The sequence below is a fragment of the Paraburkholderia sacchari genome (assembly GCF_000785435.2).
In the GTDB taxonomy this organism is placed as follows: domain Bacteria; phylum Pseudomonadota; class Gammaproteobacteria; order Burkholderiales; family Burkholderiaceae; genus Paraburkholderia; species Paraburkholderia sacchari.
Genome location: NZ_JTDB02000011.1, coordinates 88,392 through 113,365, shown reverse-complemented (window position 1 = coordinate 113,365; position 24,974 = coordinate 88,392). Strand labels below are relative to the sequence as shown.

Here is a 24,974-nt window from a genome sequence, read left to right as displayed (position 1 = left end):
TGACGAGTGACGTCGAACTATTTTTATCCGTCACGCATCGCTTCGATTTATTTTTCGCGGACAACGGATTTTTTTCTGGTAGAAAGCTATACGTAAGGATTGAGCGGAGCCACCGCTCTGAATGGAGCCTCGACTCATGAATCTTCCGAAACGTATGCTTGTAGCCAATGTCGCCTGGGCGCAGGAAATCGCCCGGCGCGATCCGCATTTTTTCAGCGCGCTTGCCGCCGGGCAGAAGCCGCAAGTGCTCTGGATCGGCTGCTCCGACAGCCGCGTGCCCGCCGAAAGCGTCACGCATTGCGCGCCGGGCGATTTGTTCGTTCACCGCAACATCGCGAACCTGTTTCATCCCGACGACGACAACACCATGAGCGTGCTCGAATACGCCGTGCGTGTACTGCGGGTCGCGCACATCATCGTGTGCGGGCATTACGGCTGCGGCGGCGTGCGCGCCTCGCTGCTGCCGCCCGCCGACGCGCTGCCCCACGTGAACCGCCGCATCGAGCCGCTTTGCGCGCTCGTGCGCGCGCATCGCGCAGCGCTCGAGTGCCTGCCGTCGGAAGAAGCGCGTGTGAACCGCGTTGCCGAGTTGAGCGTGATCGAGCAGGTGCGTCTGCTGCGCGAGCATCCGCTCGTGCGCGAGAGCGCGCCCGCGCCGCTCGTGCACGGCTGGATCTTTTCGCTCGGCGACGGGCAGTTGCGCGAACTCGCGTCGGGCTACGACCCCCAAACCGCGGTGGCCGTCGCCGCGGCCTGAGCCATTCGTCCGGGATGGCCGGACACACATATGCCGTGCGGCGCAGCTCGCCCATTGCGTGAGCGCATTCGCCGAATCTTCTACCTTCCTTTACTTCGTGCTTCCGTCATGACTTCGAGAGCTTCTCTGTCCGCGCTTGCGCGCGACCTCGCCGCTGGTACCGTTGTCTTTCTCGTCGCGCTGCCGTTGTGCCTCGGCATTGCCAGAGCATCCGGCGCCGCGCCGCTGGCCGGTCTCGTGTCCGGCATCGTCGGCGGCATCGTCGTGGCTGCGCTCAGCGGTTCGCGCCTGAGTGTCAGCGGTCCCGCCGCCGGACTCGTCGTGATAGTCGTGGACGGCATCGCGCGTCTCGGCGGTTTCTCAGCATTCCTGATTGCGGTATTGCTATCGGGCGTTCTGCAGTTCGGCTTCGGCATGCTGAAGGCGGGGCGGCTCGCCTCCTATGTGCCCACGCCCGTCATCAAGGGCATGCTCGCGGCCATTGGCTTGCTGCTGGTCATAAAGCAGGTGCCGCTCGCGCTGGGGCTGACGACCGGCCAAGGCTCCGAATCGTTGATGAGCGCGCTTGCCTCGATCTCGCCCGTCGTCTGCGTGGTTGCCGCGCTTTCGCTCGCGATTCTCGCGGCGTGGGATGCCCCCGCCCTGAGACGCTTCGCGCTCGTGCGGCTCGTGCCCGCGCCGCTCGTCGTCGTGGTCGCCGGCGTGGGCGCCACGCTCATTTGCAGCGCGTTCGGCCCTGCGTTTGCGTTGCCGGTCGAACAACGCGTGGCGCTGCCCGCCATCGAATCGTTCGCGGCGCTCGGCGCTGCCCTGCAATTCGGCGAGTTCGAACCGAGCCTCGCGCATTTCGCCGACCCGGACATCTGGATCGTGGCGTTGACGCTCGCTGTCGTCGCCAGCCTCGAAACGCTGCTGAGTCTCGAAGCCGTCGAACAGATCGACCCGCAGCGGCGCGCCGCGCCGCCGAACCGCGAACTCAAGGCGCAGGGCGTCGGCAATATCGTGGCGGGCGCCATCGGCGGGCTGCCCATCACGTCGGTCATCGTGCGCAGTTCGGCGAACGTGCACGCCGGCGCGCAAAGCCGGCTCTCCGCGATCGTGCATGGCGTGCTTTTGCTCGTGAGCGTGTTCGCGCTCACCGATGTGATCAACCTGATTCCGCTCGCGAGCCTCGCGGCCATCCTCATTCATACCGGCGTCAAGCTCGCGAAACCCTCGTTGTTCATCGCGCTCGCGAAACAGGGCGCGGCGCCGTTCGGGCCATTCATCGTCACGATCGCCGGCGTGCTCGCCACCGATCTGCTCACCGGCATCGTGCTCGGCGTGCTGTGCAGCGCCGGGCTCGCGCTGTGGGCGAATCTGCATCGGCCGATCGCGCTCGCGCGGCATGATGACCATTTCCTGGTGTCGTTTCGCAAGGATGTGTCGTTTCTCGGCAAGGTGCCGCTCAAGCAGATGCTGGCCCTCATTCCGGACCGCGCGACGGTGATCGTCGACACCACGCGCGCCGACTTTATCGATCACGACGTGCGCGAACTGCTGGAGCGCTTCGTTGCAGATGCGCCGCTGCGCTCGATCGCCGTGGAAGTGCGCCATGCCGCAGGCGTGCTTGCGCCGGCAACGCGTTCAGGCGTCTGAACGCGCGACGAACGCCGACGAGTGCCGACGAGTGCCGACGACGAAACGTATCGTGTGCCGATCAAAGCCGCTTCCGCTCAAAGCCTCGACAATGGCAACCCGGAACTCGGGGCGGATGGGTACGCACGGACATGGGCGGGCCTGTGGTGACCGCGGAGCGTGCCACGTCATCGCGCAGGCGTTACACTGAAGTGATTGTTCGGATCGCGGCGACAGGAGGAAGCCATGACTGACCTCGGCCCGGAAAGCACGTTCAGGGGATTGCCTCTGACTCCTGAACAGGATGCTGAAGTGAGGCATTACATCAAGGTGAAAAAGCAGCACCACCTGCCATGGGATACCCCCGAATTGCGTGCGATGATCAGGGAGATGATCCGGCCCCCTGAGGTTGCCGACGAGGAGTGGGAGCGCGAGGCAGACGACGCGCGGGCGACCGCCGAGCGCGCCAGGGCTTCCATAGACGAGGCAATGGAGCCGTTCGAGGCGAGCGAGGAATGGCGCGCGGCCGTCGACTCGGAAAACATGAAGCACCCCAACGGGTGAGCGGGCGTCGCACAGACGGAGACCACGGTGGCCCAATTCCCACCTTCGAACCAGGAGCCTGCTGCAGAAGGCGCACGCACATCGGTCTCGCGTCGAGCGAGGCTTTGGGTCATCTGCGGGGGCATCGGCGTTTTGCTCGTGAGCCTGTTGGTGGTGTTCAGCCCGTTTCGGGAAAAGCTGGATCAACGGGCGCTGAGCGATCTCGGATTTTTCACGGGCGCGTGCAATGACGCTGGCGATTCAGCGCTCGCAAGCGAGTCCGAATGCGTGGCATTGCGGGCCAAGTCGGCATTGACGACGTCTCAGCTCGCCGCTGCGGTTCCGCATTTAGCCAGGCTTGACCGCAAACTCGAGTTGAGTCTCGCGGACACCGAGGTCGACAGCGTCGACTCGCTGAAAGACCTGAACGATGTGGAATCGCTCGACCTCACGGGCACGCCGGTCTGGAACATCGACGCGCTAAAGGACATGCGCTCCCTGAAAAGACTCGTGATACACCGCACCCAGGTCCAGAACATCGAGGCGGTCAAAGAACTGACGAGTCTGCAATCGCTCAATCTCTGGGATACCCGCGTGTCGAATCTCGACGCGCTGAAGGACTTGACCGACCTGCGGCAACTCGATCTCCGCGATACGCAGGTTCGGGACCTCGATACGCTGGCGAAGCTGCCTCACCTCGAAGCACTCAAACTGGGTGGCGCGAGGAACGTCAGGAATATCAAGCCGCTCGGCCAGTTGAGCACGTTGAAAATACTCGATCTCAACGAGACACAAGTCGAGCGCCTGGACCCCTTGAATGATCTGCACGATCTGCAGGCGCTCTATCTCGCGAATACGCCCGTCCGCGACATCGACGTGTTGACGCACATGCCCGATCTCAGGACGCTCGTGCTCGACGGCTCCAAGGTCGAGAATCTCGACGCGCTGCGAGGATTGCCCCAGTTGGACACACTCGTTCTTGCCCGCACGCCCGTCACGAACATCGATGCGCTAAAGGGCCTGACGAGTCTGCAAAGACTCAATCTCTCCGACACCAGCGTCGAAAACATCGATGCACTGAGCAATCTAAAGAACCTTCGAACGCTCAATCTGTTTCGCACCGACGTTCAGGACATCGATGCGCTGAAGGGGCTCAAGGGTCTGCGAGAGCTCTATCTCGCCAACGCCCCGGTCAAGGACGTCGACGTACTGAAAGGCCTGACCGGGCTGCGCGAGCTCGTTCTCTATGGCACCAAGGTCACGAACGTCGACGACCTCAAAACGGCTTTGCCCAACACTCGAATTGTCTGGTGACGACCCGCAGCCGGCAGATGCGCAAGCAATGCTGCGAGCGCATCTGGTGCCATTCATCCGTTTCCACGGACCGGTGCGCGTTGGCGCTTTGCAAAACCCGCACCTTCTCGCATGGCTTCAGCGATTGCGTCGCGCACGCAAGCGGCAAGTAATCCGGAAGCGCGCGTGTGCGCCACGCGAGCCGGCCACGCGAGGACAAGCGGCTGGATGACGGTGGCCTCACGTATCGGCCGCTCGACAACGAGCGGCGTCTGCGCAACCGTCGGACTTTGCGTGATCAGCAGCGACACCCCGAGACCGTTCGCCACCATTGCACGCACGAGTTCGATGGACGTCGCACGATATCGCACGTCTGGCGAGAGACCAAGCTGCCAGAACGGCGCCATCAAAAAATCGCGACTCTGCGGCAGATCGATCTGGATAAAAGGCTCGGCGGCCAGTTCGTGCAGCGAGACCGCGCGACGGCGCTTCGCCAGTGGCGAGTCGCCCGGCAGGATCGCATAGGGTTTGAGTTCGGCGAGGCATTCGCGCTCGATATCGCCGGGCAGGCCCACGTCATACATGAGCGCGAAATCGATCACACGCTTGTGCAGCCATTCGTCGAGTTGCGCGAGATCGCCCTCCCGGAACTGGACGGTGAGACCTGGAAAGCGCGACTGCGCGAGCTTGAGCAAGCGAGGGAGGTAGACGGGCGCGATGGTGCGAAACACGCCGATCTGCACGAGACCGCGATCGCCTTCACCCACATCGTCGGTTGCAAACGCGGCGGCCGACGCGAGCAGGTGCCGTGCCTCATCCAGCTTGCGCCGGCCGAATTGCGTGAGCGTCATACGCGTGCCGGCTCCGCGCGTGAATAGCGGCGCGTCGAATAGCGTTTCCAGTTCGCGGATCGCCACGGAGATGGAGGGTTGCGAGACGTTCAACTGTTTCGCGGCGGTCGTCGTGCTCCCCGTCTCGGCGGCAGTCACGAAGTAGCGCAGGAGCCTGAGCGACAAAGCCATAGGTTTTTCGTATAGCAGCTAATTTATTCCAGTATTTTATCTTATTGCATGGGCGGATCAGAATCAGCTCACCAGCCGAACGGGTTGGCTGTTCTGGAGGAAGACGCTGTGACACTGCCCGCGCTGCCGCTCGACGGCATTCGTGTGATCGACTTTTCCCGCGTGCTCGCGGGGCCGCTATGCTCTGCGCTATTGGGGGACCTGGGCGCCGAGGTGATCAAGATCGAGCCGCCCGCTGGCGACGACTACCGCGCAATCGGCCCGTTTTCCGCGGGGGAGAGCGGGCTCTTCCATGCGATGAACCGCAACAAGCAAAGCGTCGTCATCGACTTGAAGCACGACGAAGGCCGCGCGCTTGCGCAGTCGCTCTGTGCGCAGGCCGACGTGGTGGTGGAGAACTTCCGGCCAGGCGTGGCGGGGCGGCTCGGCATTGGCTACGAGGAACTCTCCGCGCGCAATCCCGCGCTCGTCTACGCAAGCGTTTCAGGTTTCGGCCAGACCGGACCCGAATCGCATCGGGCCGCGTACGACATCATCCTGCAAGCCATGTGCGGACTCATGGATGCGACCGGTTCGCCCGACGGCGCACCGACGCTGGTGGGCGATTCGATCTCGGATGCGGTCAGCGGAATTTTCGCCTCGTGGGGCGTGCTGGCAGCACTGGTGGCGCGCGAGCGCACGGGCAAGGGCACGCACGTGGATGTGGCGATGTTCGACGCAACGCTGAGCCTCACCGCAGGCATGGTCGCGCGCTACGCGACGACCGGCGTCGCGCCGCGGCGCGTGGGTAACCGGCACGCGTCGTCCGCGCCATTCGGTGCCTATCGCGCGAAAGACGGCTACTTCGTGGTGGCCGTGCTCAACAACCGCTTGTTCGAGCGTTTCGCTCATGCGACAGGTCAACCCGAACTCATCGGCGATGCGCGCTTTATCGACGATGCCACGCGCAGCGAAAACGAAGCCGCGTTGCGAGTGTTCATCGAGTCGTGGTCAGAACTCCGTAGCATTGCAGAGGTGAGCGCGCAGCTGAGCGAGGCGGGTATTCCCGTTGCGCCCATCCAGAACATCAGCGAAGCGCTGGAGAGCGAGCAGGCGCGCGAGCGTGGACTGCTGATCGAAACGAAGGCCGCCAGCGGCGGCACACTGCGCTTGCCGCGGCAACCGGTTCGCTTCTCGGCGTGGCCCGCCACGCGAACCACGCGTGCCCCCGAGCTTGGGGAGCATACGCAGGCGGTGCTCGAGAGATACCTTGGTTTGGACCATGAACGCATCGCCGGCTTGCGCGATGGCGGCGTGCTCGGCCAGGCTGCGGGAATGGTGAAATACGCTAAATAATCAGGATGACGAACATGTATAAACGAATGGGTGTTACCGAAGCCGATGTGGAAATCGCGGAAGCCATCCGCCGATTCGCGCACGCGGAGCTGGCGCCTCACGCGGCGCAAATCGACCGCGAGGAAATTTCCACGACGCGCTATGTTCCTGCGCTCGCCGATCTCGGCGTGATGGGCATGAATCTGCCCGAGCGTTGGGGCGGCGTCGGCGCATCGCCTGCCGCGATCATTCTCGCGCTGGCCGAGATCGCGGCTGCGTGTGCGTCGACTTCATCCATGATCGGTGCTCACTATCTTGCGACCGATTCGATCCTGATCGGCGGCGACGATGCACTGCGCGCGCGATATCTGCGTGACGCGGCGACCGGCGTAAAGCTTGGCGCATTCGCGCTGACGGAACCGCAAGCCGGCTCGAATCCGGCTGGCATGACGACGCATGCAGTGCGCGAGGGCGACGGCTATCGATTGCGCGGCGTGAAGCATTTCATTTCGAACGCGGCGGCTGCCCAGTTCATCGTGGTCTATGCCAAGACCGCGCCCGAACTCGGCACAAGGGGAATCAGTGCTTTCGTGGTCGACCGCGATACGCCGGGCGTATCGGTGTCGTCCGCCGAAATGCTGATGGGCATTCGCGGTGCGCCCGCCCATGAAGTCGCGCTCGACTGCCATGTGCCGGCCGCGAACCGGTTGGGCGACGAAGGCACCGGTTTTCGCACCGCCATGAAAGTGCTCGACAACAGCCGCCTCGACGTGGCGGCAACGAGTTTGGGCCTTGCCGAAGCGGCGCTCGCGGATGCCGTGGAGTGGGCAAAGACGCGGCACGTCGGCAACGAGCCGCTGGCGGCGAGGCAAGGCTTGCAATGGAAATTTGCCGACATGAAAACGCAGCTCGAAGCGGCGTGGCTTCTGACGCTTCAGGCGGCCACGCGGCGCGCGGCAGGCGAGCCGTTCACGGACGCGGCTTCGATGGCAAAGCTCTATGCGTCGGAGATGGTGGGGTTCATCACCGACACCGCACTGCAAATGCACGGTGGCTACGGCTTCACGCGCGAGATGCGGATCGAGCGACTGGTGCGCGATGCGCGGATTCTGCGCATCTACGAGGGCTCATCGGAGATTCAGCGCACGGTCATCGCCCGGTCCGTTCTGGCGTGACGACAATCTGTGAAAGGAGTGAGAGAGTGAAAGTGCTGGTGGCGGTGAAGCGCGTTGTCGATGCCAACGTCAAAGTGGGCGTGAAGTCGGACGGTACGGGCATCGACATTGCGAACGTAAAAATGTCGATGAACCCATTCGATGAAATTGCGGTTGAGGAAGCCGTGAGGCTGAAGGAATCGGGTGTGGCTGGCGAGGTGGTGGTGGTCTCCTGCGGTAGTGCGCCAGCGCAGGAAACATTGCGCACGGCGCTGGCGATGGGCGCGGACCGCGCGATCCTCGTCGAAGCGGACGTGGACCTGCAGCCCCTGGCCGTGGCGAAGCTGCTCAAGGCACTGGTGGACAAGGAGCAGCCGCAGATGGTGATGCTCGGCAAGCAGGCCATCGACGACGATTCGAACCAGACGGGGCAGATGCTCGCCGCGCTGGCGGGTCTGCCGCAGGCGACGTTTGCGTCGAAGGTGGCGGTGGCGGAGGGCAGAGCGACCGTGTCGCGCGAAGTGGATGGCGGCGCGGAGGTGCTGTCGCTGACCTTGCCCGCTGTCGTCACGACCGATCTGCGCCTGAATGAGCCGCGCTATGTGACGTTGCCGAACATCATGAAGGCGAAAAAGAAGCCGCTGGAAATCCTCAGGCCCGAAGCCCTGAGCGTCGACGTCACGCCGCGCCTTACAACGCTAAAGGTCTGCGAGCCGCCAAAGCGGGCGGCGGGGGTGAAGGTGGCGGATGTGGAGACGCTGGTGGAGAAGCTCAAGACCGAAGCCAGAGTGCTTTGATCGACGAACGCGAGGAGAGGAGAGACATGACAATACTGGTAATTGCCGAGCACGATAACGCGTCGATCAAGGCCGCGACGCTGAACACCATGGCTGCCGCAAGGGAGATTGGCGGCGAGATTCATGTGCTGGTGGCGGGGCATGGGGCGCAGGGCGCCGCCCAGGCGGCTGCAAAGATGGCTGGCTGTGCGAAGGTGTTGCTTGCAGACGCACCGCAACTGGCCGAAGGCCTTGCGGAAAATGTTGAAGCAACCGTGCTGAGCATTGCGAACGATTACTCGCATATCCTGGCTCCCGCAACGGCTTGGGGCAAGAATATCGCCCCGCGCATTGCGGCGAAGCTCGATGTTGCGCAGATCAGCGACATCACGGCGGTCGTTTCCGCGGATACGTTCGAGCGGCCGATATATGCAGGCAATGCGGTCGCGACCGTGCAATCTGCTGATCCCACCAGGGTGATCACCGTGCGAGCGACGAGCTTCGACCCGGTGGCAGCGCAAGGCGCTTTTGCGGAAGTCGAGAGAATCGACGCCGCGGCCGATGCCGGCATTTCGCGGTTCGTAAGCCGTGAGGTGACGAGGCTGGACCGCCCGGAGCTGACATCGGCGAACATCGTCGTGTCGGGCGGCCGGGGCCTCGGCAGTGGCGAGAACTACACGAAGGTGCTCGAGCCGCTCGCCGACAAGCTTGGCGCGGCATTAGGCGCATCGCGCGCAGCCGTCGATGCTGGCTATGTCCCGAACGACTATCAGGTGGGCCAGACGGGCAAAATCGTCGCGCCGCAGTTGTACGTCGCAGTCGGCATTTCAGGTGCGATTCAACACTTGGCCGGCATGAAGGACTCGAAGGTCATAGTCGCGATCAACAGCGATGAAGACGCTCCGATCTTCGGCGTGGCCGACTATGGCGTCGTAGGCGATCTGAACGTGATCGTGCCCACGCTTGCCGCACAGCTCTGAACCCCAATTGCCGGTTTTGTTAACGCTTCGCACGCCGCACGAAAAGTGCGGCGCGCAGGCACGCAGCACTTCCCTTACGAAAGAGGAGCGCAATGATGGACTGCACCGCAGCGCGTAGTGAAAGAGCCACGCTGGTCGAGCGGCGTTCGATCGACTACATTCCCGAAGCCGAGCGTCACGGCAATCTGTTCAGCCAGTTCACCCTCTGGTTCGGCGCGAACCTCCAGATTACAGCCGTCGTGGTCGGCGCACTCGCCGTCGTGCTGGGCGGCGACGTATTCTGGTCGCTGGTCGGACTGCTTGTTGGACAGATACTTGGCGGTGCCGTAATGGCGTTGCACGGCGCTCAAGGTCCCAAGCTCGGTTTGCCGCAGATGATTTCGAGTCGCGTGCAATTCGGCGTTTATGGCGCGATTATTCCGCTCGCCCTGGTCTGCGTGATGTACGTGGGGTTCTCGGCGGGGGGCACGGTTCTCGCCGGTCAGGCGATCGGCGAATTGCTGGGCGTGAGCGATACCATAGCAATCCTGATTTTTTCATCCATCGTGATTCTGCTTACGGGGCTGGGGTATCGAATCATTCACGCCATGGGCCGCGTATCGAGCATCGTCGGCACGCTCGCCTTCCTGTATCTGTTTGTGAGCCTGCTCAATGGTCATGCGTGGAGCACACTGCTCGCCAACCGTCACTTCACGGTAGCGTCATTCCTGCTCGCCGTTTCGTTATCGGCATCGTGGCAAATCGCGTATGGCCCTTATGTAGCCGACTATTCGCGCTATCTGCCGAAATCCGTTTCGGTATTCAGGACATTCCTGGCGGTCTTTTGTGGCACGGTGACCGGCGCGCAAGTGTCCATGACGTTTGGCGTGCTCGCGGCCGCGCTCGCCGGCAGCCGTTTCGCCGGGCACGAAGTGGCGTTTATCGTCGGCCTTGGCGCAACGGGAATCATCGCCGCGGTTCTTTACTTCACGATTGCGCTCGGGAAGCTCACCATCACAACGCTCAACGCGTACGGCAGCGTGATGTCAGTGACGACGATCGTCACCGGTCTGCGACAGCGCCGGGAAATATCTCACGGTGCGCGGCTCGCATTTGTGATTCTCTCGGTAGGCATATCGAGTGCGCTCGCGCTCGCTGGACAGCATACGTTCCTGAAGGCGTTCTCATCGTTCCTGCTCTTCCTTCTGGTGTTCTTCACGCCGTGGAGCGCGATCAATCTCGTGGACTACTACTGGGTGACGCGCGAGCGCTATGATGTGCCGGCGCTCTTTGATGCGAATGGCCGCTATGGGCGCTGGAATACGGTCGGTATTGCCGTGTATGTCGTGGGCGTGCTGGTGCAGATGCCCTTCGTCGCTACCGGGTTTTATACGGGCCGCTGGGTCAACGCGCTCGGCGGCGTCGATATCTCATGGATCGTCGGCATCATCGTGCCTGGCGCACTGTACTACGCGGTGACGCGTCTCGTGCAGCCGCGTATGCCCAACGAGCTTATCCTGCCCGATACGGTTGGCGACGCGTGAAAGTGCGAAGGGTGGCGCCGCGCCAAGAAGGGATGTGAGGGTGATGCATATTACGCAGCCCGCGCTTCCCTCCTGCCGATCTTGTTCGGTATCTCGACCCGGAGCAAACGGTCGAGTTTGGCGGAACATTGCAGGTAATGCTGACGGCACACCGAGCTCATTTGCTCATCGTAAATTCGGACGATGTCCTGCGTTAATCGGATGGCGTCGTCGCTCAGGCTCCAGTCGCCGGTTGCGTAGGCGTGTTCGGCAGCAGCCTCTAATGCCCCTTCGGCATCGCAATACAGTTCGTAGGCGGCGTCTCCATACCCGTCCTGCCATAGCAGGTACGAAAGATAGGTCATCCGGATGAGCTGGAAAAGCTGATGCCGGTTTCCCTGGCCGGCGCGGCACACCGCGAAAGCCAGATGCGCTGTGAGCGACGCATCCCTGACGTATGCCATCGGCAAGGGAAGCAGCATGGCCTTTTGAGAGAACTTGCGATTAGGCTTCATTTCCTGGGCGGGTCTTCATGGCGTCATGATCTCGAATCGATAGGCGATTTCAACGGGTGTGCCCGGTTCGAGCGAGACCGTGGTGGGAATCCCTCTGGCATTGATCGGGTTGTCCGCCATCGACGGGCGGCAGCCGAGTTCGAATGCGCTGGCCACGGGCTCGACGCCCAGGCACAGGTTGCGGCCGTTCCAAGGGCTGTAAGTGCGGCCGCGATTGCTGATCCACAGGAGCAGTGATGGGAGCACGGAGGCGTCCCAGCTCAGGCGATATGCAAGCCCGGACGCCTCATTCTTCAGGATGACGAAACCATCGACGCCGCAAAGCTGGATGATCTCTTCCGTATCGTGCGCGAAGGGAAAGCGATCGAACGCTGCGGTTCCCCCGGCGCGCAGCGGTACGCGATCGAGCTGCTCGAACATCGCGCCAGGGGCGGCGCGCGATACGCCGGGTTCGGGGCCGCCCGGGTGGACAACGCCAAAGCTAAACGCGCCCGGGTCGATCTGCAAGGCGCCGGCCATCGACGGCAAGGCCAGATTCGGATGCAGTCCTATCGGCCGTCGCGTCTTGCGGCGGGCTTCGACCTTCACGGAAAAGTCGATTGCGGGGCCATCGGGGTCGGCGCGAATGACGCGAACGACACGGGCGATCGACGACTCGCGCGGATACTCGAGCGCGATCTCGATCGACAGGTCGGTCTGGCGCACGAGGGTCCATTCGCCCACGCAGACATAACCGTGCAGCAGGTCATCGCTCGCATCGAGCGGATCATCGGGTTCGTCGACCGACGCGGCGAGGCTCTTCTGCCAGCTTGGCACGACCGCCTCGGCGGACCACGGCACCCCAAACGGAACGCAGGGAAATTCGCTTCTTAGCTGGCCGAGGAGTCCCGCCTGCGCGGGTGTTTCATCGTCGAGCCACGGGGCTTCGTAGAACGGCGCGACGCGCTGCTCGCCGCTGCGTAGCGAAACGCCGCCGAGCATGCCGCCCCTTGCGTGGACGTCAAGGGAGCCGTGAGGCCATTCGAGGTGCCAGATTTTATCCATGCCCATGTGCTGAAGAGGAAAGGGGAGAGCGTCGTGCCTGATCAGTTTTCTTCTTCCGGCCAGCAGGTGTTGTGGCGTGCGAGCAGCGCGCTGGCCGCCGCCGGTCCCCATGTGCCTGCCGCGTAGGGTTTCGGCAGGCTTGCCTGCGTAGCCCAGTCTTCGATGATCGGGGCGACCCAGCGCCATGCCGCCTCCTGTTCGTCGCGCCGCACGAAGAGGGCCAGCCGCCCGCCGATCACATCGAGCAGCAAGCGCTGATAAGCCTCCATCCGGTTCTGCTGGAAGAATTGATCGAAGGCGAGATCCAGGTGCACGCCTTGCAGCGTCATGCCCATGCCCGGCTGCTTGGCGAGGGCGCTCAGGCGAATCGATTCGTTAGGCTGCAAGCGAATGGTCAGCCGGTTCGAACCCGGACGCAAGGCCGTCGGGCCCAGCGCCGAGTGCGGCACCGGCCGGAAGTTGACGACAATTTCAGCGATGCGGCCCGCGAGCCGTTTGCCAGTGCGCAGGAAGAATGGCACGCCTGCCCAGCGCCAGTTTTCCACCTCCGCTTTCAACGCAACGAAAGTCTCGGTCGAACTGCCTTGCCTGACACCCGTTTCCGCGTGATAGGCGCAGACCGACGTGTTCTTGATGGCGCCCGCGTGATATTGGCCGCGGACCACGTTCTGCCGGATGTCGTCGCCGAGCACCGGTTTGAGCGCGCGCAGCACGCGCAGTTTCTCGTCGCGCACCGCGTCGGCGTCCATGGACCGTGGCGGCTCCATCGCGATGATGGAAAGCAGTTGCAGCAGGTGGTTCTGCACCATGTCGCGCATCGCGCCTGTCTGATCGTAGAATTGGCCGCGGCTTTCGACGCCCAGTTCCTCGGCTACGGTGATTTGAATGCTCTCGACCCATTCGCGGCGCCATAATGGTTCGAACAACGAATTGCCAAACCGAAGCGCGAGCAGATTCTGGACCGCTTCCTTGCCGAGGTAGTGGTCGATCCGATAGATCTGGTCTTCGTCGAAGATCTCGCCCACTGCATCGTTGATCGCATTGGACGATTCCAGATCGTATCCGAGCGGCTTTTCCAGCACGATGCGCGAGCCTTCGGTGAGCCCCGCCGACGCCAGCGCGCGGCAGATCGGCACGAACAGGGCAGGCCCCGTTGCCAGATAGAAAATGCGCCGGCCGCTTGTCGTAGCTGGCGTATCGCGCAGCGCGGCGTACGTTTGCGGCTGACTCGCGTCGAGCATGACGTAGACGATGCGTTCGAGAAAACTTCGCCATACTGAATCTTCGATCGGAGCGCCCGCAATGTGGGGCTTCACGTGCTCGCGTACCCATCGCAGATAGCCGCCCGTATCCAGGGCGGTCTGCGCAACGGCGACGATCTGGCCATCGGGCGCGAGCAGGCCGTCGCGGTGCGCCGCGAAGAGGGCAGGCAAGATCTTGCGCATCGCCAGATCGCCGGTTCCGCCGAACAGGACGAAGGCGAAGGGTGGTTGGTCAGGCCCGCGGGTAGTTCGTTTCGTCATGGCGTTCAAGGCGTTCAGAGTTGGAGATCGAGACAAGGACTCGCGGATTCGGCCAGCGCAGCCACGTCGTCCAGCTGCGGGGCATAGGCGCCTTCCCGCGCGCACGTTACCGCGGCGCATGCGGCGGAAAACGCCAGATGAGCGGCCAGCGGTGCATCGGGCCGCATGAGCAGACTTGCGAGCCATCCGCCAAAGCAGGCGTCGCCGCAGCCGACGGTGTCGACCACCTGTGTCGCGAACGCCGGCTGAAACAGCGCCTCCTGCGCCGTGAACAGTTGCATCCCCTCGGCGCCGCGCGTCAGGAGGATTGACGCTGTGGGAGCCCACTCGCGCAGTTGCGCGAGTGCGCTGGCCTCGTCCAGCTCCGGAAGCAGGCCCTGCAGATCCTCGTCGGAGACCTTGATATAGCTGGCCAGCCCGGCCATGCGGCGCAGCGTGCTCCGGTAGGCGGGGCCGGCCATCAAATCGCGGTAGTTCGGATCAAACGAGATCCGCTTGCCGGCCGCATGGGCGGCCTCTGCCATCTCCAGAAGGTGCGCGGCCAGCGGCTGCCGGACCAGGCTGAGCGAGCCGAAGTGAACGATCTGCGCCGCGTCCAGCCAGCCAGCAGGCAAGGCCTGGGCGTCGAAGGCGAGGTCGGCGCTGTTTTCGCCGATAAAGAAATACTGCGGCGGGTGCTTCGAGACCACCATGGCGAGCAACGGCGCGTGGTCGACCTGGCGGGTGAAGCGCATGTCGAGCCCCGCCTCCCGGCTTTTCTGCATCAGCTCGTCGCCGAAGGTGTCGCGGCTGACGGTGCCGGCGAAACCGGTGGATACGCCCAGGCGCGCGCCCACGCGGGCGACGTTCCAGCACGATCCGCCGGGCGCGCTGCGCCAGCGCTGGTTGTCTTCGCGGATAAAGTCGGTCAGTGCTTCGCCGAACACGACCAGTTTGGGGAGATTCGTCGTCATTCGAATGAACTCAGTTGACCCGATGATTTGCCGATGCCGCCGGTTGTTTGCGTCGCTCCCTGAAGCGGCCGATCAGACCGTTGGTAGAGCCGTCATGAGCGAGTTCGCTGCCCGGTTGCGCGACTTCGCCCTCGATCGTCACGGCGAGCCGCTTGCCGAGCTCCACCCCCCATTGATCGAATGAGTTGATGTTCCAGATCGTCCCTTGCACGAACACCTTGTGCTCGTACAGCGCGAGCAATGCGCCGAGGGAGGCCGGGTCGAGCTTGTCCAGGCAAATCGTATTGGTCGGGCGATTGCCGTCGAAATTGCGATGCGGCTCGTTTGCGGCCGGCGAGCCATTCATCAGCGCTTCGGATTGCGCGAAGCAATTGGCGAGCAGAATCTCGTGATGGGCGTCGAGCGCATGATGTGGCTGCATGCAGACGATGAAGTCCGCCGGGATCAATGCGGTCCCCTGGTGCAGCAACTGGAAGAACGCATGCTGGCCGTTGGTGCCGGGCTCGCCCCAGATGACGGGCCCGGTCGCATAGTCGACACGTTCGCCTTCAAGCGTGACGGACTTGCCGTTGCTCTCCATGTCGAGCTGCTGCAAATACGCAGGCAGTCGGTGCAGATAGCGGTCGTACGGTGCGATCAAGTGGCTCGTCGCGCCAAAGAAGTTGATGTGCCAGATGCCGATCAATGCGAGCAGCACCGGCAGGTTGTGCGCGAGCGGCGCCTCGAAGAAGTGCCTGTCCATCGCATGAGCGCCGCCGAGCATCGCCTCGAAGCCGTCCATGCCGATCGCGAGCGCGATGGGCAGCCCGATCGCGGACCAGAGCGAATATCGGCCGCCCACCCAGTCCCAGAACTCGAACATGTTGTCCGTATCGATGCCGAACGCGGCAACGGCTTCGGCATGCGTGGAAACGGCCACGAAGTGCTTCGCGACGGCCGTTTCGGGCGCGCCGCTCGCCAGCAGCCACGCGCGTGCGGTTTGGGCATTGACGAGCGTCTCGCGGGTGGTAAAGGTTTTCGACGCCACGACGAAGAGCGTCGTTTCCGGATCGACGCTGCGCAGCACCTCGGCGATATCGGCGCCGTCTACGTTGGACACGAAGTGCATCGTCAACGCTTCGTGCGCGTACGGTTTCAGTGCTTCGCAGACCATGCGTGGCCCGAGATCCGAGCCGCCAATGCCGATGTTCACCACATCGGTTATCGCACGGCCGGTGTAGCCGCGCCACGTGCCCTCGCGCACGGCATCCGTAAAGCGGCGCATTTTTTCCAGCACTGCCGATACTTCGGGAACCACGTCCTTGCCGTCCACCGGAATCGGCATGGCGCTGCGTTCGCGTAGCGCAACGTGCAGGACCGGCCGGTTTTCGGTGGTGTTGATCCGCTCGCCCGCGAACATGGCGCGCCGCCGTTCTTCCACACCCATGTCGCGCGCGAGCGCGCAAAGCAGCTCGAGCGTTTCGGCGGTGACCAGATTCTTCGAGTAATCGACGTAAAGGCCGGCGGCTTCCAGCGAGAAATGGGCAACGCGATCTGGATCGTCGGCGAACAGCTCGCTGATCGAACCGTGAGCGACGCGGGTGCGATGCGCGGCGAGCGCGCGCCAGGCGGGTGACTGGGTCAGTTCAGGCACGGTCGGTTTGGACATTTATTACCTTGGCAACGTGAAGAAAGTTGGTCGTGCCGACCACGCCAAAAGGCATGCCGGAGGCGATGACGACGAAATCGCCCGCCTGCGCGAAGGCTTCGCGCCGAGCGATCGCGCAGGCTTTGTCCACCATGTCAGGCACGTCGCGGACGCTCTCGTTGGCATGCACGGGATGCACGCCCCAGACGAGCGCCATGCGGCGTGCGGTGGCGAGCTCCGGAGTCAGGCTCAGCACCGGCACCACGGGCCGCTCCCGTGCTGCGCGCAGGCTGGTATAGCCCGATCGCGTGTAGGTGGCGATGGCCGCCACCGGTAGCAGGTTTGCGGTCTGCCGCAGGGCGAGGCAGATCGCATCGGCGACAGCGGCCTGCGGCGCGGTGTGGGATGCGTCGATCGCGCTGCGGTAGTCCGGATCGGACTCCACCTCGGCGATGATGCGGTCCATCATCGCCACCGCCTCGCGCGGGTATTTGCCGGACGCGGACTCGGCCGACAGCATCACCGCGTCCGCGCCGTCGTACACCGCGTTCGCCACGTCCGAGGCTTCAGCGCGAGTCGGGACCGGCGCGCCGATCATCGATTCGAGCATCTGCGTGGCGACGACGACCGGCTTGCCGGCGGCGCGGCAGGCCCTGACGATCTGTTTCTGGATTCTCGGCACTTGTTCAGCGGGCAGTTCGACCCCTAGGTCACCACGCGCGACCATGATCGCGTCTGCCGTATCGACAATCGCGTCGAGCGAGTCGATTGCCGCCGGTTTCTCCAGTTTGGCCAGCACGAAGGCGCGCCCCTGAACGATCGCCTTCACCTCCTGCACGTCCTCGGGCCTTTGCACAAACGACAGCGCGACCCAATCGATGCCAAGTGTCAGACCGAACTCGAGGTCGGCGCGATCTTTGGGTGTCATAGCCGGAATGGGCAGCAGCACTGAAGGTACGTTCACGCCCTTGCGATCCGATATCGTGCCGCCGGTGATGACTTGCGTGTCGGCGAAGTCCGGTCCGAAGCTCAGGACCTTCAAACGCACCTTGCCGTCGTCGACCAGCAATTCCGTGCCGGTCTCGAGCGCCGCGAAGATTTCCGGGTGCAGCAGCGGCGCGCGCGTGGCGTCGCCCGGGGCAGGGTCCAGGTCGACGCGAAACGCCGCGCCGGCCTCGAGCGTGACCGGACCATTGGCGAGCGTGCCGATACGGAGCTTCGGGCCCTGAAGATCGAGCAGCACGGCGACGGGCCGCCCCGTATCGCGCTCGACACGGCGGATGATTTCGAGCCGCTCCTGGTGCTGCGCGTGCGTGCCGTGGCTGAAGTTGAGCCGGAACACATCGGCGCCGGCATCGAACAGGGCGCGCACCGTGCTCAGGTCGGAACTCGACGGTCCCAGCGTGGCGACGATCTTGGCATTACGTTTTCGACGCATCATGCTCGCTCCGCTTAAAAGATGAAGTCGGTGTTGATGAACTTCGATTGATGCTCGCGAACAATGGTGTTGAGCAGTGCCTTGTTCGACTCGGTCAGTTTGGCCGCGATCATCGAACGGATCGAGAACGCGCGCAGCGCGTCGCTGACCGAGAGCGTGCCTTCCGCCGAATCCTTGCGCCCGGCGAAGGGGAACACGTCCGGCCCGCGCTGGCACTGGCAGTTGATATTCACGCGGCAAACCTGATTGACGAGCGGATCCACCAGCGCACCGATCTGGGCGGTGTCGGTCCCGAAAATGCTCACCTGCTGGCCGTGATCGGAAGTAATCACGTAGTCGAGCGCCTCCTCCACGGAGTCGAAGCTCATCACGGGGACGACTGGACCGAACTGCTCCTCCCGGTACAGCTTCATACCCTCCCGCACGGGGTAGACGACAGCCGGATTGAAGAGCGTGCTGCAGAAATCACCGCCGCCCTCGTTGACGACACGCGCACCCTTTGCCACGGCGTCTTCGATCGCCTCTGTCATGTAGGCGGTGCGATGCGGTCCGGGCAAGGGCGTGATCTGCACGCCGGCTTCCCAGGGCATGCCCATCTTGAGCCGCGCCAGTTCAGCGGTGAAGCGCTCGAGAAACGCATCGACGACGCTGCTATGCACGATCAGCATTTTGAGGGCCGTGCAGCGCTGTCCGTTGAACGACAGCGCGCCGAGCAGACATTCCTTGACGGCGAGATCGAGGTCGGCGTCGCGCAGCACGATGGCCGCGTTTTTCGCATCGAGCCCCAACACCGCGCGCAGGCGGTGCGACTTCGGGTGCTGCTTTTTCAAATGGTCCGCAACGCGGCTTGAGCCAATCAATGCCAGCACGTTGATCTTGCCTGAGGCCAGCATGCGTGGCACCACCAGCTGACCCGGTGCATAGATGGTGTTGACCACGCCGGGCGGAAACGCGTCGCGAAAGACTTCGAGCAGCGGCTCGAACAGCAGGGTGCCGTATTGCGGCGGCTTGAGGACCACCGTGTTGCCCATGAGCAAGGCCGGGATCAGGGTGCAGAACGTCTCGTTGAGCGGGTAGTTATACGGTCCCATGCACAGCACCACGCCGAGCGGCGTGCGGCGGACCTGGCCAATGGTTCCCTCGACGACCATGAATCGCGAATGGTCGTTTTCCACGTCCTTGAGCGCCTCGATCGTGGCCTGGATGTACTCGATGGTGCGATCGAATTCCTTGCGCGAGTCGGCGAGGCTCTTGCCGATTTCCCACATGAGCAGGGTGACGATCGACTGGCGGCGCTCGACCATGCCTTTCACGAACGCCTGCATGCAGGCGATGCGGCCAGCAACCGTCATCGTCGGCCATTGGCCCCGGCCGTTGTCGTAAGCGGCGACCGCGGCATCCAGCGCGGCATCGCTCTGCGCTTCGCCCATCAGCGGATAACTGCCGATCTCCACCTGGCTCACGTCGCCGGTTGCCGCGTCGCGTGTGCAGACGGGCGACAGCACGGTTTTACAGGGGCCGTCCCATACCCGGATCTGGCCGCCAGTCAGGAAACCGCGCTGATGAACGGGAGCGGTAAGCCGGTGTTCCGGCGGAATTTCGTCGACTGTGGGGAAATTCCGGGCGAGCGCGTGGTGTCCGGTCGTCATGAGAGCTCCAGGGTCTGTGGGGACATTCATTAAGATGCTGTGCAAATAGCGGGGAAGAAGCAGGTCCTGAAAAAAATAGGTAGTACTATTGATGGCAGTACCGGGTTGCCCCTTGATCCTTGCAGGGGCAACGCCGGTTGAATTTGCTCAGTGCTGCGACGACCAGCCCTTGTAGCTGCTGATGTTGTCGCGCGTGATGAGCTGCGGCGTCATCTGAATCATCGGATTCGCGGGCTTCTTGCCGTTCATGATGTCGTAGCCCACCTGCACCGCCGTTTGCGCCATCTTCCACGGATCCTGGCTGGCGGAAGCCTGTACCATCGTGTCGGTCTTGAGCGCCGTTTCGATATCGGGCGCGCCATCCACCGAGGTAATCACGATGCCGGTGCGGTTCAACTGCTTCGCGGCCAGGTCGCTGCCCACGGCCTGCGGGTCATTGATGGTGAACACGCCGGCCACTTGCGGGAAGCGCGTGAGATAGCCCTGCATCGTGTTCATGCCGCCTTCGCGCGAGCCCTTGCCATCCTGGTCGTCGGAGAGAATCTTGATGCCCGGCGACTTCGCGAGCACCTGCTTGCAGCCGTTCACGCGGTCAATCACGGCCGAGACCTGCGGGCCGTTTTCGATGATCACGTTGCCCTTGCCGTTGATCTTTTTCGCCAGGTATTCACACGAGATCTGGCCGGCCTTCACGTTGTCGGTTTGCACGGTGGCGTCGGCGCCTGCTGCGGCCACATCCACGGCCACCACCACGATGCCCGCGGCGCGCGCCTTTTTCACAGCCGGTTCGATTGCTTTCGGATCGGAGGCGTTTATCAGGATCATGTCGACGTGCGCCGAGATGAAGTTGTCGATCTGCGTGAACTGCTTGTTCAGGTCATAGTCGGCCGAGACGGCTGTGACTTTCGCGTTCGGATTGAGCTGTTTCGCCTTCGCTTCGGCACCCTTCACAATGGTCACAAAGTAAGGATTGCCAAGCGAGCCCACGGTGATGCCGATCGACTTCAGTTGCTTGTCGGCGGCATGCGCGCCTTGCAGCGCGAAACCGAGCGCCAGTGCGGCAGTGGCGCGAACCGCGAAAGCAGCCTTTTTCTTGAACATAACGTTGTCTCCAGAGGGGTCCGGTTGGTGTGTGCCATGCAGTGCGGGTGCAGGAGGACCGCCTGCGCCCGCTTTTTTAAGCCGATTTGAAGCCGCTTATGAAGCCGGCAAGGCGTTTCAGGTACGCGCCGAGCCGCGCTGGCGATAACGGTCGAGCGCCACGGCGCCCACGATCACGAGGCCCTTGATGATGTATTGCCAGATGTCCGAGACGCCCAGCAGCACGAGGCCGTTCGAGAGCACCGCGATAATGAGCGCGCCAATCAGCGTGCCGACGATCGAGCCCACGCCGCCCACGAAGCTCGTGCCGCCCAGGATCACCGCCGCGATGGCGTCGAGTTCGTACGACTGGCCGAGTTGCAGGCCGTTCGCGGCGTAGAGGCGCGCGGCCGACATCACCGCGCCCAAACCGGCGAGCAGGCCCGAGACCGCATAGACGAACATCTCGATGCCCCAGACCTTGATGCCCGAGAGACGCGCGGCTTCGGGGTTGCCGCCCACCGAATAGATATGCAGGCCGAGCACCGTGCGGCGCAGCACGAACCACGAAACGGCCACCACCACGAGCGCGATGATCACGAGCCAGGGCACGCCGAACACCGTGCCGTTGCCGATGAAGGCGAACGAGAGTTGCGGATTGAAGATCGTGGTGTCGTGACCCATGAGGCGCGCGATGCCGCGCACCGCCGTAAGCGAGCCGAGCGTGACGATGAAGGGCGGCAGGCGCAGCAGCGAGATCAGCGCGCCGTTGACGATGCCAAAGCCAAGACCTACGCCCAGCGCGGCGGGAATGCCCAGCCAGCCCCAGCCCGGGACGGTGGAGCAGAGCATGGCCGCGACCGCCGATGCGGCGAGGATCGAGCCCACCGAGAGGTCGATGCCGCCCGTGAGAATCACGAAGGTCATGCCCGCGGCGAGCACGATGTTGATCGACGCCTGCTGCGTGACGATCGAGAGGTTCTGGAACGTGGCAAAGCCATCGGTCAGGAATCCGAAGCCAATGCATAGCAGCACGAGCACGGGCAGCATGCCGGCCGTGCGCATGAAGGATTTCATGCGGGCGCGATGGCCGTCGAGCGCCGTGCTGCCGGAGGTGGCCTGCGCAGGCTGCGCTGCAGCGCCGTGGCGGGGAAGAATGCTCTTCATGATGTCGTGCTCCTCAATATCTCTTCGACTTGTGCGTCGGAATCAGGCGGCCTCGCCCAGCGCGCCCTGCGAGCCGGTGGCGAGTTCGATGATGGCTTCCTGGGTGATGGGCTGGCCGGTGTAGCCGCCCAGCTCTCCGGCGAATACGCCTTCGCGCATGACGAGCACGCGGTCGGCCACGCCGATGATCTCGGGCAGTTCGCTCGAAATCACGATGATGCCCACGCCGGTCTTGGCGAGGTCGTTGATGATGCGGTAAATCTCTGACTTCGCGCCGATGTCCACGCCGCGCGTCGGTTCGTCGAGTATCAGCACGCGCGGTTTGGTTTCCAGCAGCCGTGAGAGCAGCACCTTCTGCTGGTTGCCSCCCGAGAGCGCACCCACGTTCACGCGCGGGCTCGGCACGCGAATCGAGAGCGCGCGAATCGAATCTTTCGCGCGCGACGCGCCGCGCGCGAGGTCGAGCACGCCGAAGCGCGCATCGCGTCCGGCCACGGCCACGTTGATGTTGTCGCGCACGCTCATGTCGAGAAAGAGGCCCTGATGCTTGCGGTCCTCGGTCAGATAGACGAGGCCCGCTTCGATGGCGTCGCGCGGCCCGTGTACGTGGAGCTTGCGGCCGTCGATGGCAATCTCTCCGCGCACGCGCTGCTCCGCGCCGTAAATCAGGCGCGCAAGCTCGGTGCGGCCCGCGCCCACGAGGCCTGCAATGCCGAGCACTTCGCCCGAATGCAGATCGAGGCTGCAGCCGCGCACGCGGTGGTGATCGGCGACATCGCGCACGGTAAGCACGACGTGGCCCGGATCGTAGGGTGCGTGCTCTTTCTTGTAGAACCCCGAAATATCGCGGCCCACCATCATGCTCACGAGACTTTCCGCGTTGAGCTCGTCGCGCATCAGCGTGCCGACGTAGCTGCCGTCGCGCAGCACGGACACGCGGTCGGAGAGCTCGTAGATCTCGGCCATGCGGTGGCTGATGTAGATGATCGCGAGCCCTTCCTCGCGCAACTGGCGGATCAGCTTGAAGAGGCGCTCGGTTTCGCGCGAGGAGAGCGGCGTGGTGGGCTCGTCCATCACGATGATGCGCGCGTCGCTGTGCACGGCGCGTGCGATTTCCACCAGCTGGCGCTCGGCGATGGAGAGCGAGCCCACCAGCGTCGCGGGGCCGAAGCTCGCGCCCAGACGCTTGAGCACGTCTTCGCAGCCGCGCTCCATGGCGGCGCGGTCGACCATGCCGAAGCGGCGGCCGCCGCGGCGCAACTCGCGCCCGGCGTGAATGTTTTCGGCAACGGAAAGATTCGGCGCGAGACTCAGCTCCTGGTAGATCACGGCCACGCCCAGCTCGCGCGCGGCGAGCGGGCCGTCGATCACGACCGGCTTGCCGTCGAGCACGATTTCGCCGCCGGCGTCGGCCTGATACGCGCCCGAGAGAATCTTCATGAGCGTGGATTTGCCCGCGCCGTTCTCGCCCATCAGCGAATGCACTTCGCCGGGCCAGACCGAGAGGCGCACCTGGTTGAGCGCGCGCACGCCGGGAAACGTCTTGCTGATGCCGCGCATTTCCAGCAGCGGGGGCGTCGATTCAGAGCGCGACATGGCTCTCCTCCTGCGCTTGTACGTTGGTTTGTGCGCCGGCGCCCATCAGGATGCCCGCACGCGGCGAAAAGTTGAAGAACATGGGCAGCGTGGCGGCGCCCAGCGCCCCCGCGTCGGGGCCGAAGGTGCCGCGCACCAGCGTGGGCGTGCCGCGCGCCTCGGGCGCGATGGCCGCCACGGCCACGCGCAGGCGCTGCATGAGCATGTCGATGAGGCCCGCGTCCACGTCGGCGTCGAGCACCACGGCCGGCACGTCGAGCACGCACAGCGCGGAGCGCAGCGCGGGCGCGAGCGCGTCGATGCAGTCGTCGAGCCATTCCTCGACGGCCCGATGGCCGCGCGCGATACACGCTTCGAGATCGGCGCGGTTGTCGACTTTCTCGCCGTGGTACTGCAGATGGCGGCGCAGCGCGATGAGCGAGGCGCGCGAAAGCAGGATGTCCCATTTGCCGGCGGGCTTGTGCGCCGAGGGCAGGGCGCTCGGCGGCACAGGCATCACGGCGAAGTCGCCCGCGTTGCCGTTGAGGCCGCGCACGCAGTCGCCGTCAATCGCAATGCCGCCGCCGATGGCCGCGCCGAGAAAGAGATARAGGAAGTCGTCGCGCTGGCGCCCGCAGCCGTAGAAGATCTCGGCGATGGCGGCGGCGTTGCCGTCGTTTTCGCTGAACACGGGCAGCCCGAGCGCGCGGCCCAGATCGCTTGCGAAATCGACGTCGTTCCAGACGCGGAATGCTTCGGCGGGCAGGCCCAGCTCGCTCAGCCAGCTGCCGAGGTTGTACGGCTGCGCCACGCCAATGCCGGCAAGACGGTTGCGTTCGGATTTGTCAAGCAATCCTGAGAGTTCGCGAATATCCCGCTGGACGATTTCCTGCGCGAGCGGCGGTGCGGGGAGCAGCATGTCGTGCGAGCGGCGCCCGATCATCCGGCCCGCGAAGTCCACGAGCACGGTTTCGATGTTGGTCCGGTCCAGGCGCACGCCGATGGCGAACGCGCCGCGCGGCGCGAGGCGCAGCAGCGAGGCGGGCTGGCCGCGGCCGCCGTCCAGACGCCGGCCGCTCATCTCGATCAGGCCGTTCTCCGTGAGCGAGGTGATGATGCTGCCCACCGCCGTGCTGGTGAGATTGGCGAGGCGGGCGAGATCGGCCTTCGAGGCCTCGCCGGCGCGCCGCAGCGCCTGCAGCAGCAGGCGCTCGTTGAAGCGGCGGACATTGGCCGAGTTGCTGCCCTGGCCGACATGCGGACTTCTCACGGGTCTCCTCCAGTGACGCCAGCGGTTCGATGCAACGGTGCTGGCGACTAAATAAATCAAGTTGATTTATTTAATTCCGGAAAGCGTTCTGTGTCAGCCTGGGGAAATCCCGGTTGCCCTATAGTCGACACATCTTTCTTCTGAGCTATGCTTTCCTTGCTTTCAACGGCTTTCA

At 63.9% G+C, this 24,974-nt stretch carries 21 protein-coding genes; 9 read left to right on the top strand and 12 right to left on the bottom strand.

The features are described from left to right. Positions 1-136 precede the first annotated feature (136 nt). From NH14_RS28450 to NH14_RS34045, 4 genes are all read left to right on the top strand, one after another. On the top strand, positions 137-757 hold the full coding sequence (locus NH14_RS28450) for a carbonic anhydrase (RefSeq protein ID WP_035533401.1): 621 nt from the start codon (positions 137-139) through the stop codon (positions 755-757). A 108-nt stretch (positions 758-865) separates the two neighbouring features. Continuing rightward, positions 866-2,395: a SulP family inorganic anion transporter gene (locus NH14_RS28445; RefSeq protein ID WP_035533403.1), complete on the top strand. Its 1,530-nt coding sequence runs from the start codon at positions 866-868 to the stop codon at positions 2,393-2,395. Between the two features lie 225 nt (positions 2,396-2,620). Then, positions 2,621-2,938 (top strand): hypothetical protein, encoded by a 318-nt coding sequence (locus tag NH14_RS28440; RefSeq protein WP_035533405.1) that lies wholly within the window; start codon positions 2,621-2,623, stop codon positions 2,936-2,938. A gap of 27 nt (positions 2,939-2,965) precedes the next feature. Beyond that, positions 2,966-4,231 (top strand): leucine-rich repeat domain-containing protein, encoded by a 1,266-nt coding sequence (locus NH14_RS34045; protein ID WP_035533407.1) that lies wholly within the window; start codon positions 2,966-2,968, stop codon positions 4,229-4,231. 53 nt (positions 4,232-4,284) lie between these two features. On the opposite strand, the gene NH14_RS28430 is transcribed toward NH14_RS34045, so the two are convergent. Beyond that, a complete protein-coding gene (locus NH14_RS28430) occupies positions 4,285-5,232 on the bottom strand; it encodes a LysR family transcriptional regulator (protein WP_035533409.1) in 948 nt (315 codons plus the stop codon). Positions 5,233-5,340: 108 nt separating this feature from the next. Here NH14_RS28430 and NH14_RS28425 point away from each other — a divergent pair, with 108 nt between their 5' ends. The 5 genes from NH14_RS28425 (at position 5,341) to NH14_RS28405 (ending at position 10,979) form a co-directional block, all read left to right on the top strand. After that, on the top strand, positions 5,341-6,567 hold the full coding sequence (locus NH14_RS28425; RefSeq protein WP_035533411.1) for a CaiB/BaiF CoA transferase family protein: 1,227 nt from the start codon (positions 5,341-5,343) through the stop codon (positions 6,565-6,567). Positions 6,568-6,581: 14 nt separating this feature from the next. Then, complete coding sequence (locus NH14_RS28420) at positions 6,582-7,721, top strand: acyl-CoA dehydrogenase family protein (RefSeq protein ID WP_035533413.1); 1,140 nt, start codon at positions 6,582-6,584, stop codon at positions 7,719-7,721. Positions 7,722-7,747: 26 nt separating this feature from the next. Then, the gene (locus NH14_RS28415) at positions 7,748-8,497 is read left to right on the top strand and encodes an electron transfer flavoprotein subunit beta/FixA family protein (RefSeq protein WP_035533415.1); all 750 of its coding nucleotides are present in this window, start codon (positions 7,748-7,750) and stop codon (positions 8,495-8,497) included. 26 nt (positions 8,498-8,523) lie between these two features. Continuing rightward, positions 8,524-9,456 (top strand): electron transfer flavoprotein subunit alpha/FixB family protein, encoded by a 933-nt coding sequence (locus NH14_RS28410; protein ID WP_035533417.1) that lies wholly within the window; start codon positions 8,524-8,526, stop codon positions 9,454-9,456. Positions 9,457-9,551: 95 nt separating this feature from the next. Next, the gene (locus tag NH14_RS28405) at positions 9,552-10,979 is read left to right on the top strand and encodes a purine-cytosine permease family protein (RefSeq protein ID WP_407947195.1); all 1,428 of its coding nucleotides are present in this window, start codon (positions 9,552-9,554) and stop codon (positions 10,977-10,979) included. Between the two features lie 50 nt (positions 10,980-11,029). Here NH14_RS28405 and NH14_RS28400 read toward each other — a convergent pair whose 3' ends face one another. The 11 genes from NH14_RS28400 to NH14_RS28350 all read right to left on the bottom strand — a co-directional run bounded on the left by NH14_RS28400 (position 11,030) and on the right by NH14_RS28350 (position 24,799). Then, positions 11,030-11,473, bottom strand: coding sequence for a hypothetical protein (locus NH14_RS28400; RefSeq protein WP_052148487.1), 444 nt, complete (start codon positions 11,471-11,473; stop codon positions 11,030-11,032). Positions 11,474-11,488: 15 nt separating this feature from the next. After that, entirely contained in the window at positions 11,489-12,628 is a 1,140-nt protein-coding gene (locus tag NH14_RS28395; RefSeq protein WP_237179794.1) for a hypothetical protein, read from the bottom strand. Continuing rightward, positions 12,559-14,040 (bottom strand): glucose-6-phosphate dehydrogenase, encoded by a 1,482-nt coding sequence (gene zwf / locus NH14_RS28390; RefSeq protein WP_052148489.1) that lies wholly within the window; start codon positions 14,038-14,040, stop codon positions 12,559-12,561. The genes NH14_RS28395 and zwf overlap by 70 nt, the downstream gene beginning before the upstream one ends. A 14-nt stretch (positions 14,041-14,054) precedes the next feature. Then, on the bottom strand, positions 14,055-14,993 hold the full coding sequence (locus tag NH14_RS28385; RefSeq protein ID WP_035533422.1) for a carbohydrate kinase family protein: 939 nt from the start codon (positions 14,991-14,993) through the stop codon (positions 14,055-14,057). Between the two features lie 10 nt (positions 14,994-15,003). Next, positions 15,004-16,641 (bottom strand): glucose-6-phosphate isomerase, encoded by a 1,638-nt coding sequence (gene pgi / locus NH14_RS28380; RefSeq protein ID WP_035533424.1) that lies wholly within the window; start codon positions 16,639-16,641, stop codon positions 15,004-15,006. Further along, positions 16,619-18,058: a pyruvate kinase gene (gene pyk, locus NH14_RS28375; RefSeq protein ID WP_035533448.1), complete on the bottom strand. Its 1,440-nt coding sequence runs from the start codon at positions 18,056-18,058 to the stop codon at positions 16,619-16,621. Before pyk ends, pgi begins: the two co-directional genes overlap by 23 nt. 14 nt (positions 18,059-18,072) lie before the next feature. After that, positions 18,073-19,707, bottom strand: coding sequence for an NADP-dependent glyceraldehyde-3-phosphate dehydrogenase (locus tag NH14_RS28370; protein ID WP_035533426.1), 1,635 nt, complete (start codon positions 19,705-19,707; stop codon positions 18,073-18,075). Between the two features lie 147 nt (positions 19,708-19,854). Further along, positions 19,855-20,808 carry an ABC transporter substrate-binding protein gene (locus NH14_RS28365; RefSeq protein WP_168727166.1) on the bottom strand — a complete coding sequence of 318 codons (954 nt, stop codon included), beginning with the start codon at positions 20,806-20,808 and terminating at the stop codon, positions 19,855-19,857. Positions 20,809-20,925: 117 nt separating this feature from the next. Next, the gene (locus NH14_RS28360; RefSeq protein ID WP_244143502.1) at positions 20,926-21,945 is read right to left on the bottom strand and encodes an ABC transporter permease subunit; all 1,020 of its coding nucleotides are present in this window, start codon (positions 21,943-21,945) and stop codon (positions 20,926-20,928) included. Between the two features lie 51 nt (positions 21,946-21,996). Next, positions 21,997-23,550, bottom strand: a complete 1,554-nt coding sequence (locus NH14_RS28355) for a sugar ABC transporter ATP-binding protein (protein WP_035535430.1) — start codon at positions 23,548-23,550, stop codon at positions 21,997-21,999. After that, positions 23,537-24,799 (bottom strand): ROK family transcriptional regulator, encoded by a 1,263-nt coding sequence (locus NH14_RS28350; RefSeq protein WP_035535433.1) that lies wholly within the window; start codon positions 24,797-24,799, stop codon positions 23,537-23,539. Before NH14_RS28350 ends, NH14_RS28355 begins: the two co-directional genes overlap by 14 nt. Between the last annotated feature and the right edge of the window lie 175 nt (positions 24,800-24,974).